Source organism: Herbaspirillum frisingense (genome assembly GCF_047325095.1).
GTDB lineage: Bacteria > Pseudomonadota > Gammaproteobacteria > Burkholderiales > Burkholderiaceae_D > Herbaspirillum > Herbaspirillum frisingense.
In genome coordinates this window covers 1,409,812-1,424,567 of record NZ_CP168558.1, presented here as the reverse complement: position 1 = coordinate 1,424,567, position 14,756 = coordinate 1,409,812, and the positions used below count along the sequence as shown (strand labels likewise).

General features: G+C 60.4%; 12 protein-coding genes and 1 other RNA gene. 4 read left to right on the top strand and 9 right to left on the bottom strand.

The window, feature by feature from the left end:
• Positions 1-182: 182 nt before the first annotated feature.
• Positions 183-866: a fumarylacetoacetate hydrolase family protein gene (locus tag ACEOAC_RS06585; RefSeq protein ID WP_006464652.1), complete on the bottom strand. Its 684-nt coding sequence runs from the start codon at positions 864-866 to the stop codon at positions 183-185.
• 285 nt (positions 867-1,151) lie between these two features.
• Here ACEOAC_RS06585 and ACEOAC_RS06580 point away from each other — a divergent pair, with 285 nt between their 5' ends.
• Together ACEOAC_RS06580 and ACEOAC_RS06575 are read left to right on the top strand one after the other, a co-directional pair.
• Positions 1,152-2,969 carry a tetratricopeptide repeat protein gene (locus ACEOAC_RS06580; protein WP_413443328.1) on the top strand — a complete coding sequence of 606 codons (1,818 nt, stop codon included), beginning with the start codon at positions 1,152-1,154 and terminating at the stop codon, positions 2,967-2,969.
• 161 nt (positions 2,970-3,130) lie between these two features.
• On the top strand, positions 3,131-4,138 hold the full coding sequence (locus ACEOAC_RS06575; protein ID WP_413443327.1) for a glucokinase: 1,008 nt from the start codon (positions 3,131-3,133) through the stop codon (positions 4,136-4,138).
• 110 nt (positions 4,139-4,248) lie between these two features.
• On the opposite strand, the gene ffs is transcribed toward ACEOAC_RS06575, so the two are convergent.
• Both ffs and ubiD read right to left on the bottom strand, forming a co-directional pair.
• Positions 4,249-4,347, bottom strand: an RNA gene (gene ffs / locus ACEOAC_RS06570) — signal recognition particle sRNA small type.
• Between the two features lie 140 nt (positions 4,348-4,487).
• Positions 4,488-5,972, bottom strand: coding sequence for a 4-hydroxy-3-polyprenylbenzoate decarboxylase (ubiD, locus tag ACEOAC_RS06565; RefSeq protein WP_182992768.1), 1,485 nt, complete (start codon positions 5,970-5,972; stop codon positions 4,488-4,490).
• 463 nt (positions 5,973-6,435) lie between these two features.
• Between ubiD and ACEOAC_RS06560 the strand changes: the two genes are divergently transcribed.
• Positions 6,436-7,434 carry a transglycosylase SLT domain-containing protein gene (locus ACEOAC_RS06560; protein WP_413443326.1) on the top strand — a complete coding sequence of 333 codons (999 nt, stop codon included), beginning with the start codon at positions 6,436-6,438 and terminating at the stop codon, positions 7,432-7,434.
• Positions 7,435-7,529: 95 nt separating this feature from the next.
• Here the strand turns inward: ACEOAC_RS06560 and ACEOAC_RS06555 are convergent, their stop codons facing one another.
• The 5 genes from ACEOAC_RS06555 to dusA form a co-directional block, all read right to left on the bottom strand.
• Entirely contained in the window at positions 7,530-8,717 is a 1,188-nt protein-coding gene (locus ACEOAC_RS06555; RefSeq protein ID WP_413443325.1) for a pyridoxal phosphate-dependent aminotransferase, read from the bottom strand.
• Between the two features lie 116 nt (positions 8,718-8,833).
• Positions 8,834-9,304: a transcription antitermination factor NusB gene (gene nusB, locus ACEOAC_RS06550; protein WP_039877107.1), complete on the bottom strand. Its 471-nt coding sequence runs from the start codon at positions 9,302-9,304 to the stop codon at positions 8,834-8,836.
• Positions 9,305-9,418: 114 nt separating this feature from the next.
• Positions 9,419-9,904, bottom strand: a complete 486-nt coding sequence (ribH, locus tag ACEOAC_RS06545) for a 6,7-dimethyl-8-ribityllumazine synthase (protein WP_006465461.1) — start codon at positions 9,902-9,904, stop codon at positions 9,419-9,421.
• Between the two features lie 57 nt (positions 9,905-9,961).
• Entirely contained in the window at positions 9,962-11,083 is a 1,122-nt protein-coding gene (ribBA, locus tag ACEOAC_RS06540) for a bifunctional 3,4-dihydroxy-2-butanone-4-phosphate synthase/GTP cyclohydrolase II (RefSeq protein ID WP_413443324.1), read from the bottom strand.
• 66 nt (positions 11,084-11,149) lie between these two features.
• Positions 11,150-12,157 carry a tRNA dihydrouridine(20/20a) synthase DusA gene (gene dusA, locus ACEOAC_RS06535; protein WP_413443331.1) on the bottom strand — a complete coding sequence of 336 codons (1,008 nt, stop codon included), beginning with the start codon at positions 12,155-12,157 and terminating at the stop codon, positions 11,150-11,152.
• Between the two features lie 104 nt (positions 12,158-12,261).
• Between dusA and ACEOAC_RS06530 the strand changes: the two genes are divergently transcribed.
• A complete protein-coding gene (locus ACEOAC_RS06530; protein ID WP_413443323.1) occupies positions 12,262-13,329 on the top strand; it encodes a site-specific integrase in 1,068 nt (355 codons plus the stop codon).
• On the opposite strand, the gene ACEOAC_RS06525 is transcribed toward ACEOAC_RS06530, so the two are convergent.
• The gene (locus ACEOAC_RS06525) at positions 13,308-14,693 is read right to left on the bottom strand and encodes a PIN-like domain-containing protein (RefSeq protein WP_413443322.1); all 1,386 of its coding nucleotides are present in this window, start codon (positions 14,691-14,693) and stop codon (positions 13,308-13,310) included. The genes ACEOAC_RS06530 and ACEOAC_RS06525 overlap by 22 nt on opposite strands.
• Positions 14,694-14,756: the final 63 nt, after the last annotated feature.

Sequence of the window (14,756 nt, the reverse complement as noted above, 5' to 3'; positions counted from 1 at the left end):
GATGATGCAAAAGATGCTGACCGGGACGACGACCTGCCACGCCCGGAACTCCCTATTATACGCCGCATCGCCAATCGCTTCATGACAGTTTGGTTTCCGCCCCCGGCCAGCCGGGGCCGGCAGGCCGGAAACCAGGTCAAACAGCCGCCCGCAAGAACCGGCTGGCGCGGCTGTGCGAAGGCTTAGCCGATGGTGATGTTGATATCGGGCAAGCCGTCGACATGTCCCTGCAGGCGATCGCCCTTGACCACCGCCCCCACGCCTTCCGGCGTCCCGGAGAAGATGATGTCTCCCGGGAACAGCTCAACAAGACCCGACAGGTAGGAAATGGTCTCGGCCACGCTCCAGATCAGGTCCGACAGGTCGCCTTGCTGGCGCACTTCGCCGTTGACCTTGAGCCACACCGCGCCGCGCTCTGGATGGCCGGACTGGGCCACCGGCACGATCGGTGCGCAGGGTGCGGACTGGTCGAATCCCTTGGCCATGTCCCAGGGGCGGCCCAGCTTCTTGGCCTGCGCCTGGATGTCACGGCGGGTCATATCCAGGCCGACGGCATAGCCGTAGACCAGATCCAGCGCCTGTTCCACCGGGATATCGCGACCACCCTTGGCCAGCGCCACCACCATCTCGATCTCGTGATGGTAATCGGCGGTAGCGGCCGGATAGGGCAGCACGGAGTCGGTCGGCACGATCGCATCAGCCGGCTTCATGAAGAAGAATGGCGGCTCACGGTCCGGGTCATGGCCCATTTCGCGGGCGTGGGCGGCATAGTTGCGACCGACGCAATAGATGCGGCGGACCGGGAATGGAGCACCACCCACCACGGGGATCGTGGTCTGGGCGGGTGCGGGGATGGCGAAACTCATCGGGAAGACTCCGTAGTGGCGTGATCGTTGTGGCGCAATACCTGCATGAGCACAAATGAAGATAAGCGGTCGATGCCGGCTTGCGTCGACCGTCAGTTGTCTGACGTCGTCCTAGTGTAAAAGAAAAGCCACATTGCCGCTTGCGGCGACCCAAGCAGCCGCAAGGAAGATATAGGCGGCAATTCCACCTGTAATCCGCGGGATAAATCGGAGTGAATTTGGGACACTTGCTGCACGCTCAGGCCGGCCACGCCGCCTGCCCCCTTTTCTCTCCCGAACCAGTCCATGCGTCAGCAAGCCAATCCTTCTCTCATCCTGCTGCAAAAAGCCCTCGCGCTGCATCAAAAAGGCGATCTGGCGCCGGCCGAGGAGCTGTACAAGAAAGTCCTGCTCAAGCTGCCCCGGCATTTCGAAGCCAATTACCTGTATGGCATGCTCAAGCTGCATCAGGAAGACTGGGCCGCCGCCGAGGCGCAACTGGCCAAGGCCATCGACCTCAATCCCGGCCACCTCGATACCTACTTCGACCACGCAGGGGCGCTCGAACAACTGGGCCGCGACGAGGAAGCCGTCGCCCGCTACGACCACCTGATCGCCACCAAACCTGATTTTTCCGACGCCTTGCTGCGGCGTGGTACAGCCTTGCGGCGTCTCGGACGTTCCGCCGAAGCCCTGGAAGACTTCGCGCGGACGCTGAAGATGAACCCGGACAATCCCGATGCCTGGTTCCAGCAAGGCAATGCGCAGCACGACCTGTTTGCCTACGCCGATGCACGCCAGTCGTATAGCTCGGCCCTGACCCTGCGCCCGGATTTCATCGAAGCCTGGTTCAACCTCGGCAATACCTGCAAGGACAGCTACCTGCTGGAAGAAGCCCTGGCCGCCTACGACCGCGCACTCACGGTAAAGCCTGATTTCTACCAGGCGCTGTCCAACCGGGGCTATGTCCTGGTACAGCTGCAACGCCCGCTGGAAGCGCTGCAAGCCTATGACCAAGCCCTGGCGCTGGACGATAGCTCGGCCGACCTGTGGTTCAATCGGGGCTCGACCCTGGAAACCCTGCGTCGCTTCGACGAGGCCACCGCCTCCTACGATCGCGCCCGCCAACTGAATCCAGACGCCTCCTCCGCGCCGTGGAACGACGCCCTCATGCAATTGCTGCAAGGGGACTACCAGAATGGCTGGCGCGCCTACGAGGCGCGCTGGTACACCGAACAGATGCAAGGTCAGTTGCGCCACTTCACCGAGCCGCTCTGGCTGGGCGATTTTTCGCTGGAGGGCAAGACCATCCTTCTGCACGCCGAACAGGGCTTTGGCGACACCCTGCAATTCGTACGGTACGTGCCACTGGTGGCAGCCATGGGCGCACGCGTGATCCTGGAAGTGCAACCCGCACTGGTCAAGCTGCTGGGCAATGTCCCCGGGGCGGCCGAGGTCATCAGCAGCCAGCGCTTCATGCGCCCGGCCTTCGATGTGCACTGCCCATTGATGAGCTTGCCGCTGGCGTGCCAGTCATTCAGCGAAGCAGACATTCCGCGCGCGCCCTATCTGTTGCCTGAGGCCAGTGCCTGGAACGACTGGGCGCAACGCCTGCCGCACAACCGCGCCCTGCGTGTGGGACTGGTCTGGGCCGGCAGTTCGGCACAAACCCATCCGGACGCCGTGCGCATCGACGGTCAACGATCGCTCCCCTTCGATGCGCTGGCACCGGTGGTGGAACTGGCACGCGAGCACGCTCAGCTGGAATTCTATTCGGTGCAGGTCGGCGACACGGCGCTGGCCCAGTTGCACAGCCATCCGCTGGCCAGCCACGTCAAGGATTGCTCTGGAGCACTGCGTGACTTCGCCGACACCTCGGGGCTGCTCGCCCATCTGGACCTGCTGATCAGTGTCGACACCTCGGTATGCCACCTGGCCGGCGCCCTGGGCAAGCCGGTGTGGCTGCTCAATCGCGTCAATACCTGCTGGCGCTGGCAGCTGGACCGTAGCGACACCCCTTGGTATCCCTCCTTCACGATCTTCCGCCAGACCCAGACGGACGACTGGAACGAGGTCATTGCCCAGGTTCGCTCAGCACTCCAACAACGCCTGCCCCAACACTGATACCATGCGCGCCGTCGCGGATGGACGACCATCCGTCGGAACCTGGCGCGCCGGTCTGCCTCATACCCTCAGGCAGGCCTCAATGACCCGACACATTCCGACCGGCGGCGACGCCCAGCGCTCTGCCGCCCCTACGGAACGAAGACAACAAGGACAACCCTATGCAAACCGGAGCCCCCTCTCCTTCTACTTCCAAGGCGCAGGCCGACGGGCCGCGCCTGCTGGCCGATATCGGTGGCACCAACGCCCGCTTTGCGCTGGAAACGGCACCCGGCCATATCGAACAGGTGCAGGTGCTGCGCGGTGCCGACTATCCGGAATTCACCGATGCCGTACAGACCTATCTCCAGCTGGCAGGCCAGCCACCAGTCCGGCACGCCGTGGTGGCCATCGCCAATCCGGTGCAAGGCGACCAGATCAAGATGACCAACCACGACTGGGCCTTTTCCATCGAGGCCGCACGGCAATTGCTGGGGCTGGACCTGCTGCTGGTGGTCAATGACTTCACCGCGCTCTCAATGGCGGTCCCGCAATTGCGCACCGACGAGCTGCAGCAGATCGGTGGCGGTGCGCCCAAAAGAGACCAGCCAATCGGCCTGGTCGGCGCTGGCACCGGGCTGGGTGTGGGCGGTCTGGTCCGTGGCGACGGCCACTGGCTGCCGCTGGCCAGCGAAGGCGGGCATGTGGCCTTCGCCCCGGCCAATCCGCGTGAAGCGGCGGTGCTGGCCTATGCCTGGCAATTCCATGAGCACGTATCGGCGGAGCGCCTGGTGTCTGGCCCCGGCCTGGAGTTCATCCATCGCGCCCTGCTGGCCATCGACGGCCATCCCGCTGCGGAGTTGAAGGCGGCTGACATCGTGGAAGGCGCGCTCCAGCAAGGCGATGCCATCTGCCGCGAAACGGTGGACCTGTTCTGCAGCATGCTGGGTACGGTGGCAGCCGATCTGGCGCTGACGCTGGGTGCGCTCGGCGGCATCTATATCGGTGGCGGCGTGGTTCCACACCTGGGGGATTATTTCGCCCGCTCACCCTTCCGGGCGCGCTTCGAGAACAAGGGGCGCATGTCGGTCCTGACCCAGGCCATTCCGACCTATGTGATCACGGCGGAGTATCCGGCTTTCACGGGCGTGTCGGCCATCCTGGCAGATCGCCTGGACGCCCGCCGATAGCGCGTATCCAACATGCAGGCCGCCGCACATGGAGCGGCGGTGTAGTCTCTTTGGAAGGGGGGGACTTGCAGAAAGCCGTCATGACGAACATAACGGCTGAGATGAGATCAAGAGGCGAGCCTTGTCTGCGGCACTTGTGGGAAATAGCTGTGGCTGCTTCGTTCCCGACCTGACCAGGTTGACCATGCCACAATGCGCAGGGGCCCGCCGGGGAGCATTGTATCCCAATTCACATCACCCCGGCCAGCTAATTCATTGCACCGCATCAGAAAGGGCAAGGCCGCGCAAGTGCGTCAACAATGTGCGCGGCCTCCGGATGCTGATCCACTGCTTCAGTGACGCCGGCACATCAGATGCCGAGATCCTTCCAGATGGTATCGACGCGTTTCTTCACCTCATCGCTCATCACGATCGGCGTTCCCCATTCGCGATTGGTTTCGCCGGGCCACTTGTTGGTCGCATCGATGCCCATCTTGCTGCCCAGCCCGCTGATGGGCGAGGCGAAGTCCAGGTAATCGATCGGCGTGTTATCGACGAGGACGGTATCGCGTACCGGGTCCACACGCGTGGTGATGGCCCAGATCACTTCCTTCCAGTCGCGGATGTCCACATCCTCATCCACCACCACGATGAACTTGGTGTACATGAACTGGCGCAGGAAACTCCACACCCCGAACATCACCCGCTTGGCGTGGCCGGCATAGGACTTCTTCATCTGCACCACCGCCATGCGGTAGCTGCAACCTTCCGGCGGCAGGTAGAAATCGGTGATCTCGGCGAACTGCTTCTGCAGCAGCGGCACAAACACTTCATTCAAGGCCACGCCGAGCACGGCCGGCTCGTCAGGCGGCTTGCCGGTATAGGTGGAGTGATAGATGGCATCGCGTCGCATGGTGATGCGGTCGATGGTGAAGACCGGGAACCAGTCCTGCTCATTGTAGTAACCGGTGTGATCACCATACGGACCTTCCAGCGCGTGCTCGAATCCGGATGCATGTTTTTCGTCCGGATAGATATGCCCTTCCAGCACGATCTCGGCCGAGGCCGGCACGCGCAACTCGCTGCCCATGGCCTTGACCAGCTCGGTGCGACTGCCGCGCAGGAGACCGGCGAACTGGTACTCCGAGAGGTTATCCGGCACCGGTGTGACTGCTCCTAATATAGTAGCCGGGTCGGCACCCAGGGCAACGGCCACCGGATAGGGTTTTCCGGGGTGCGCGATGCAGTGTTCGCGGAAATCCAGCGCACCACCGCGATGGGCCAGCCAGCGCATGATGACCTTGTTCGGACCCAGCACCTGCTGGCGATAGATGCCCAGATTCTGACGCTTCTTGTGCGGCCCCTTGGTAATGACCAGCCCCCAGGTGATGAGCGGTGCAATATCGCCAGGCCAGCAGTGCTGGATCGGCAGGCGCGACAGGTCCACGTCCTTGCCTTCCCACACCACATCCTGGCACGGTGCCGAGCCGCGCTCCTTGGGCGCCATGTCCCACAACGACTTCACCAGCGTGCCCAGATCCAGCACATCCTTGATACCCTTGGGTGGCTCCGGCTCCTTCAGACGCGCCAGCAGATGGCCGATGCGGCGCAATTCACTGATGCTTTCGGCCCCCATACCGAGTGCGACGCGATGAGGAGTACCGAAAAGATTCGCTAAAACGGGGATATTTTTCTGATCAACCTGCTCAAAAAGGAGCGCCGGACCTTCGGCTCGCAGGGTGCGATCGGCGATTTCGGTCATCTCCAGATGCGAGGAAACCGGGTGCGCGACCCGTTTGAGCTCCCCTTTTTGTTGCAACTGGGAAATAAAGTCACGCAAATCAGTGTATTTCATACTTTTTAACAAATTTCTTTTTGCATCACAGCCGGCTCAACTATCCCCGGCAAACGCTTGATTCTATTGATTTTTGAAGGAAGGCCACGCTGAATATGATACACAAAAGTTATAAAGAACTAATTTAATAGTATTGACTCGATATAAAGTGGCTTCTACAATTCGCCCACTCTAAACCGAAGAGGTGAGCCGTGGGCTCGTAGAGGCTTGAAACAAAACAGTCAAGCCAAGCAAGGTATCCAGGGATCCGGGGTCCCAGCAACTCAAGAAGTGTGTCCAGGGCGTCAGCCCTACCCCCCGAAACATGCCATCCGACGGCAGGGCCAGCAGGCCTCGCGGATGGCCTTGCCGTAACGCCTTGCGACGGTAACGTAATAGATTGCAGCGACGACAGTTCAGCCGTTTGGTCTTCACTTCTTGGCCAGGCGAGCCCTGTTTTTGCCGCAATAATGCAGGAGGTTCAATGTCCAACCAAGCTTCCGAGGCGCCTTTATCAGGCGCCCCGCAGGTGCTTCGCCGCGTGAATTTCCGGAATCTCTCCGGCAACTCGCGCATTGCTCAATTTTTCGGTATCGCCCATCGTGTTCTGACGATACTCGGCATTGCCGCGCTGTTTGTGCTGGGCCTGATGTTCTTTAATCCCGAACTGGCTGACAAGCTGATCAGCATGTCCCCCTTCTCCGATGCCACGGAGGAAGTCCAGCAAGCCGACACCCCGGCCACCCCGGGTCTGGCCGAATTGATGTCGCCCACCGCACCCGTGGCTCCGACCACCGCCCTGGCAGGCGTGATGGCGGCCGATACGGTGCAGCCTGCGCCGATCACTCCGCTGGCAGCACAGAACCTGTCGGCCGAAGATCGCCAGTTGCTGGGCAACCCGCGTCAGCAGAAGCTGGTCACCAACTGGCTGGCCAAGCGCTATCGCGTGGCCAGTGACGCTGCCGACATGCTGGTGTCGGCCGCCTACCTGACGGCCCGTGACATCAAGCTCGATCCGCTGCTGATCCTGTCGGTGATCGCCATCGAATCGCGCTTCAACCCCTTCGCCGAGAGCCCGATGGGCGCGCAGGGACTGATGCAGGTGATGGCCAAGGTACACCACGACAAGTTCCAGGAGCTGGGCGGCATCAAGGCAGCCCTCAATCCGGTCGCCAACATTCGCGTCGGTTCGCAGATCCTGAAGGAATATGTCACCCGTGGCGGCTCCGTCGAAGCAGGTCTGAAGAGCTACGTCGGCGCGGCCGACATGTCCAACGACGGTGGTTATGGCATCAAGGTATTGTCCGAGTACCAGAACCTGAAGCAGGTCGCGATGGGCAAGAACATCTCCATCTACACCACGGCAACCGTCAAGCTGCCGCCGGCCTCCGGTGTGGCGGCCAGCGCCGAGCAGCCCAAGCCGGCCAACAACGTGGCATCGGCTGCCAAGCCAAAGGCGGAAGAACAACTCGCTGCCCTATAAGGGCCAGTGCGTTGCGATTTGGATATTACCGGTATTCAGAACGCAAAAAAGGAGCCCTCGGGCTCCTTTTTTTTGGCCACTGCCAGGCTCCCGGCTCAGGCGGCCTTTTCCTTCTGACGCTGCGCGAAGAATACGCGCAGACGCGCTACCGCCTCCTGCAGGTTTTCCATCGACGTGGCATAGGACAGGCGGATATAACGACGCGCCGTGAAGGGACCGAAATCCAGGCCAGGCACCAGCACCACGCCGGCTTCGTTGAGCATCTCCAGGCTCAGCTGGTCGGCATCATCAGACAGCGCGCTGCAGTCGGCATAGACATAGAAGGCGCCGTCCGGCACCACCGGTACGGTGAATCCCAGGCTTTCCAGTGCCGGCACGATGTAGTCGCGACGACGCTTGAATTCGGCCTTGCGCTCTTCATAGATCGCGATGGTTTCCGGCGTGAAGCAGGCCACGGCGGCATGCTGCGCGATCGACGAGGCACAGATCAACAGGTTCTGCGCCAGCTTCTCGATCTGCGGCACCAGCGCTGGCGGCAATACCAGCCATCCCAGGCGCCAGCCGGTCATGTTGAAATACTTGGAGAAACTGTTGATGACCACCACGTCATCGCCCAGCGACAGCGCCGAGAACGGTTCGCCCTCATAGGACAGGCCCTGGTAGATCTCATCGACGATGGTGAAGCCACCACGCTGGCGGACTTCGCCGACGATGGCGCGCAATTCATCCGGAAGAATCGAGGTCCCGGTGGGGTTGGATGGCGACGCCAGCAGCACGCCCCGGGTGGCCTCGCTCCAGTGCTCGCGCACCATCTGGGCCGACAACTGGAAGCGGTGTTCCGGGCCGCTGGCAATGAGCCGGGCCTGACCTTCGAAGGCGGCCACGAAATGGCGATTGCAGGGATAGCTGGGGTCCGGCATCAGCACTTCGCTGCCACGGTCCACCAGCGCCGCACAGGCCAGCAACAGCGCCGCAGAGGCACCCGCGGTGATGACGATGCGCTCCGGCGCGATGTCCAGGCCATAGACCTGGCGATAGTGCTGCGAGATCGCCGTGCGCAAGGCCGGCAGGCCGGTCGCCGAGGTGTACTGCATCTTGCCCTCGGCCATGGCGCGGGTTGCCGCCTCCACGACGGCAGGCGGAGCCGTGAAATCCGGCTCGCCGATGCCCATGTGGATCAGGTGGCGTCCCTGCTGCTCCAGGACGGCCGCCTTCTTGGACAATTCCATCACATGGAAGGGGGCGATGTGCTGCAGACGTGCAGCCAGTTGATTCAGGTTCATGCACTAATTCCCGACAACGAACACACAACAGTGACAAAACGGGGGCAAAACAGGAGCAAACGCGGGACGATCAACGCCGGCCCGCAGGCTCACCACAAAGGCGAGCCCCATCCGGCTCAGCGACGGCCGGCGGCTTCCACTTCAGTGGCACGCGTCTGGGCCGCAAAACGGTCCAGCACACCGTTGACGTACTTGTGACCATCGATGCCGCCGAAGGACTTGGTCAGCTCGACCGCTTCGTTGATGACCACCTTGTAGGGAATCTCGATGTGGTTCTGCAGCTCGTAGGCACCGATCAGCAGGGCTGCGTGCTCCACCGGCGACAATTCCTTGATGGGACGGTCGATCAGCGGCGAGAGGCCGGCGCGCAGCTTCTCGGCATCGCGGATGGCACCGGTGAGGAGCGCATCGAAATGCTCGGCGTCGGCCTTGTCGAAACCGTGGGCTTCGCGGATGTGGGCTTCGATGGCGCCCGCATGCTCGTGGTTGAGCAGCCACTGGTACAAGCCCTGCAACGCGAACTCGCGGGCGCGGTGACGCGGAGTGCGGTTCTTGTTCGAATTGGCGTGTTGAGATTTGTTCGACATGATGAATGCGGCCGGAGCCTCGAATGACTGAAACTGATGAATGCGAGTGCCGACCCAAGACAGGCGGCGGCACTGCCGTGCCGCCTGCGCTGCAAGCGGCACGGCGGGAGGGACTTATTCTTCTTCGGTGGCCTGGCCGAGTTCTTCCAGGACGATGGACAGGTTGGCCATTTCCACCGCGACGCGCGCGGCATCGGCGCCCTTCTCGGCCATGCGGACCTCGGCCTGTTCGTCGTTCTCGGTGGTGAGCACGGCATTGGCGATGGGCAGACCGAAGTCCAGGCCGATGCGGGTGATGCCGGCGCCGGATTCATTGGAGACCAGTTCGAAGTGATAGGTCTCGCCGCGGATGACCGCGCCCAGCGCGATCAGGGCGTCGAACTGTTCGGTCTCGGCCATCTTCTGCAGTGCCAGCGGGATTTCCAGCGCGCCCGGCACGGTCACGTGCAGGATGTCCTCGTCGGCCACGCCCAGGTGCTTCAGCTCGGCCAGGCAAGCGGCCAGCAGGCCGTGACAGACGTCTTCATTGAAGCGCGCCTGCACGATGCCGATGCGCAAGCTTTCGCCATTGAAGTCTGGTTCATAGGTTCCGATGGTCATGGCTGTTCCTTCTCGATTGGTTGACTTGCGTAATTGCGTAATCGTGTCGTCCTGCAATCAGGCCACGTCGCGGGTCTGGTAGCCGGTGACTTCCAACTGGAAGCCGGCCATCGACGGCATCTTGCGCGGGCTGGCCAGCAGCTTCATCTTGCACACGCCGAGATCCTTGAGGATCTGGGCGCCGATGCCGTAGGTGCGCAGATCCATGCGGTCGGCACGGGTCGGCTTGGCCGCCTCGGGTGTACCGACCTTGTTCAGGGCACCGAACTGGTCGAACATCTGCTGCGCCGATTCTTCGCAGTTGAGCAGCACGATCACGCCGGACGGCGCTTCCTGCACCGCCTTCATGGCCGAAGCCAGGTTCCACGAGTGAGTGGTCACGCCGGCTTCCAGCAGGTCCAGGATGGATACCGGCTGATGCACGCGCACCAGGGTCTCCTGGCCCGGCTGGATGTCGCCACGCACCAGCGCCAGGTGAGCGCCACCAGAGGGCGTGTCACGATAGGCGATGGCCTTGAACGTACCATGGGCGGTCTGCATCTCGCGCTCGGCCACGCGTTCGATGATGCTCTCGTTACGGCTGCGGTAATGGATCAGGTCGGCGATGGTACCGATCTTCAGTTTGTGCTTCTCGGCAAATTCCAGCAGGTCCGGCAGACGGGCCATGGTGCCGTCTTCCTTCAGGATTTCGCAGATCACCGACGCCGGCGTGAGTCCAGCCATGGCCGTCAGATCGCAACCGGCTTCGGTATGGCCGGCGCGCATGAGCACGCCACCCTTCTGGGCGCGCAAGGGGAAGATATGCCCCGGCTGCACCAGATCGGAGGGCTTGGCGCCCTTGGAGGCGGCCACCTGGATGGTACGCGCGCGGTCGGCGGCGGAGATGCCGGTGGTGACGCCTTCGGCGGCTTCGATGGAAACGGTGAAATTGGTGCCGTAGGCCGTGCCGTTGCGGGTGGCCATGAGCGGCAGGTCGAGCTGATCCACGTGCTCTACGGTCAGCGTCAGGCAGACCAGGCCACGCGCATGCGTGACCATGAAATTGATGGCTTCGGGCGTCACGAAGTCGGTGGCCAGCACCAGGTCACCTTCGTTTTCGCGGTCTTCTTCATCGACCAGGATCACCATGCGACCGGCACGGAGCTCGGCGACGATTTCTTCGGTTGTAGCAAGTGGCATATTCGAGCTCTTTTCCCAATTGGAACCCGCTATTTTAAAGGATTGCGGGCCTCCTCCGTTGCGCAATTACGCGGCCTGTGCGGCCTGGGTACGCTGCAGGGCTTCCAGCAACAGCGCCGGGTCCCCCAGCGCGAGGCGTTTGGAGTCCGACAGGGTCTGGCGGAAGGCGCGCGCGCCGGGCATGCCGGTCAGCAGACCCAGCATGTGGCGGGTGATGCTGTTGAGGCGCAGGCCGCGGCCATTGTCGCCGTGCAGTTCCAGCTGACGCTTGATATACGGCAACATCGCTTCGATCACCTCAGCCCGGCTGGGCTGGAGGCCACCCTCCAGATCGCCGTAGTAGCGGGCATCGAAAGCCGCCATCAGGTAGGGATTGTGATACGCCTCGCGGCCCAGCATGACGCCGTCCACATGCCGGAGATGCTCATCGATCTCGGGCAGGGTCTTGATACCGCCGTTGATGAGGATTTCCAGCTCCGGGAAATCCTTCTTGAGCTGATAGGCGTAGTGATACTTCAGTGGCGGGATTTCGCGGTTTTCCTTGGGGCTCAGGCCCTTGAGGATGGCGTTGCGGGCATGCACGATGAAGGTCTTGCAACCGGCATCGGCAATCTGTCCAACAAAGTCACGCACGAAGTCGTAGGACTCGACCTGGTCGATGCCGATGCGATGCTTTACCGTCACATCAATCGACACCGCATCGCGCATGGCCTTGACGCAATCGGCGACCAGCGCCGGCTCGCCCATCAGGCAGGCGCCGAACGCCCCCTTCTGCACGCGCTCGGAGGGGCAGCCGCAGTTCAGGTTGATCTCGTCATACCCCCATTGCTCGCCCAGTTTCGCACTGCGCGCCAGGTCGGCCGGCTCGCTGCCACCCAGTTGCAGGGCGACAGGATGCTCCTGCTCATCGAAATCGAGATGGCGCGGCACATCCCCGTGCAGCAGCGCACCGGTGGTCACCATCTCGGTGTAGAGCCAGGTATGGCGCGTGATCTGGCGGTGGAAGACGCGGCAGTGGCGGTCGGTCCAGTCCATCATCGGGGCGACAGAAATCGTCCGAGGCGGCAAACTCAGGCTATTCCCAGCACTAGCGCGGCTTTCCGGCGCTTCTTTGGCCAATTCAGACTTCACGATATTTCACGAAAATAAATGGTTTATCATTCGCCATTGGACAAAAATTGGACAAAATCCAGATGGCGACATTCCAGAAAATTGGCAAGCGTTGGCGTGCGAGGATTCGGAGGAAGGGATTTCCCGCGCAGAGCGAGATGTTCGACACAAAGGCGCAGGCACAGGAATGGGCTTCGCGGCAGGAAGCCGATATGCGGGCGCTCAAATTTCAGGACGTGCGTATCATATCAGACAAGACACTCGGCTCTGCTATCGATCGCTATATAGAGGAGCAGACCCAGGTCAAACCGTTGGGCAAAAACAAAAAGGCAGTGCTGTCGAATTTGAAACTCGCACTCGGTAAGCATACGATGCCGGCACTCACCGGCGAAGTCCTGATCGACTATGTGAAGGTCCGGAAAGCCGCCGGCGCGGGTGGCGTGACGATCGCCGTCGACCTGACCTACTTCGCCAGCGTCATTAAGGCTGCCAAAAACATCTGGCGCTGGCCAGTGAACCTGGATGCCGTCGAACAGGCGCGCGCCTACATGGCGCACATTGGTCTGTCGACCAGGTCGCAAGAGCGCACGCGCCGGCCGACGAAGGTCGAGCTGGGCAACATTAGCACCTGGTTCTTGGTGAAAGCGCGCCAGAAGGTCCCAATGGCCGATCTGATCGCCTTCGCGGTCGACACGGCCATGCGCCTGAGCGAGATCATCAACCTCAAATGGGCTGACCTCAACGAGCAGGACAGAACCATCATTATCCGCAATCGAAAGCATCCTCGGGCGAAAATCGGCAACGATCAGGAGGTCCCGCTCCTAGGCGACGCCTTCGATATCGTCAAGCGCCAGCCGAAAGTCGATAAGGAGGAGCGAATTTTTCCTATCAACGAAGGGACTGTGAGTAGCTTATTTCCGAGGGCTTGCAATGCCTTAGGCATCGAAGATCTGCGATTCCATGATCTCAGACACGAAGGGGTTTCGCGGCTATTCGAGCAAGGTTATAGCATCGAACAGGTCGCGCTGGTCTCAGGTCATCGCGACTGGAGAATGCTGGCAAGGTACACCCAAATCCGGGCAAAAGACCTTCATAGAATAAGCCCAACTACGACTCAAGAAAGCAGTAGCAAATAATGACCCAATACCCCGGCAGCGAACTGAGGCTTAAAAACTGTTCTGGATTCTTCCTCTTCAGACTCAAGCGCGCCATAGATAAGTGCATAATGATTGCCTAGGGATCGTCCGTCCTCCCGGGCGAACCATTCGGCCGCGCTTTCATGGTCGTCGACTCCGCCAACGATTATCACCAGCTTATCAAAATCAGTTTTGCGCACAAGGCTGTCAATAACCGCATTTTTCAGAAGATGCTGAACATCTTTGCCAGGAATCACGATAAGGATACTCAGTTCGACCATTTTAGAATTGATGGACGCAAAGGCCTTTCCATGACCTAATACTTGAATAGGAACCTGGCCCGTGCTCTGTAGCCAGGTGCGCACCCGCTTACCCACTTCACTATTGAGCGACGTGCCAACCTCCACTTCAACATTCGCGACTTCCGACCGTGCACTTCGCACAATGTCCTTAACCTCGTCAATAGATTTTTGCGGCACGGCGCGACCGAGGTTTTTACTAGCAAATTTGAGGAAGCTGCTCGTGTCATACATATGGAAAAATTCGACCTCCGCCTCCCTTCGAATTTCTTCCCGTAATTCCGGTCTTGGCCCTATTGTCTTTGGACCTTCGGAATTTATCGTTAGCCACCAGTCGTCTTTAGCATCATCAGTTAAGAAAATAATTTTTTTTAGTTTTCGCTCTTGGGCATGCTTGATAATTTGTTTCCAGACGATGAGGTCGCCGTACTTGCGCTCATAGTAGAGACCTTCATACATGAACGGGCCTAAGTCACCTTTCCCACCCTTCCCAGCATCCAGGTATCCGGGAGGCATTAGAGACTTGAATCTTAATTCGCCCTCTTTTTGAATCTGACCGAGGACCTCCTTGGGCAGTGGATTACCTACCCGTCCCGCTAGAACGCCATCCAATCGACTCCGAACAGCGTCACTGTCGAGGTCGAAATCACTGCCCTTCTTTAGTTCGTCAAGCTGATTCTTAAAGACGGCAATTGCCTCAGAGATTTTATCCACGATGGGATTTACATCAATGATGGAGTGACGCGTCGTGAGCTGCAGCGCACCCAACCTTTGGGTCATCGTGTCCAACCCCGCGTCAAGTGCCTTTTTCACTTCGTAAAATTTGCGCTGCTGCTCAGCAATAACCCCGGGACGACTAAACTGATATTCCAATGCTGCGTGAAATGGAACCCATAGGCGATCCCCAAGGTTATCAAAGATCTCCAATAGGTCCCTGCGAGTACCCAGCGGAAATCGGTAGAGATTTAGCAGGATATTTGCGTCAAGCACAAAGGTAGCGTCGGACCACGCCGCTTCGCGTTCGTCTTCGGGGACGCTATAGAAGGCGGAAAATTTTTCTCGCATAGGCTCTCTCACGAAATGTTGTTCCGAATCATACTTTATGATGCATTGGTCATTTTACCTATG

Coding starts and splice junctions, on each gene's coding strand:
- ACEOAC_RS06585 (WP_006464652.1), bottom strand. CDS start 866: ATGAGTTTCGCCATCCCCGCACCCGCCCAGACCACGATCCCCGTGGTG.
- ACEOAC_RS06580 (WP_413443328.1), top strand. CDS start 1,152: ATGCGTCAGCAAGCCAATCCTTCTCTCATCCTGCTGCAAAAAGCCCTC.
- ACEOAC_RS06575 (WP_413443327.1), top strand. CDS start 3,131: ATGCAAACCGGAGCCCCCTCTCCTTCTACTTCCAAGGCGCAGGCCGAC.
- ubiD (WP_182992768.1), bottom strand. CDS start 5,972: ATGAAATACACTGATTTGCGTGACTTTATTTCCCAGTTGCAACAAAAA.
- ACEOAC_RS06560 (WP_413443326.1), top strand. CDS start 6,436: ATGTCCAACCAAGCTTCCGAGGCGCCTTTATCAGGCGCCCCGCAGGTG.
- ACEOAC_RS06555 (WP_413443325.1), bottom strand. CDS start 8,717: ATGAACCTGAATCAACTGGCTGCACGTCTGCAGCACATCGCCCCCTTC.
- nusB (WP_039877107.1), bottom strand. CDS start 9,304: ATGTCGAACAAATCTCAACACGCCAATTCGAACAAGAACCGCACTCCG.
- ribH (WP_006465461.1), bottom strand. CDS start 9,904: ATGACCATCGGAACCTATGAACCAGACTTCAATGGCGAAAGCTTGCGC.
- ribBA (WP_413443324.1), bottom strand. CDS start 11,083: ATGCCACTTGCTACAACCGAAGAAATCGTCGCCGAGCTCCGTGCCGGT.
- ACEOAC_RS06525 (WP_413443322.1), bottom strand. CDS start 14,693: ATGCGAGAAAAATTTTCCGCCTTCTATAGCGTCCCCGAAGACGAACGC.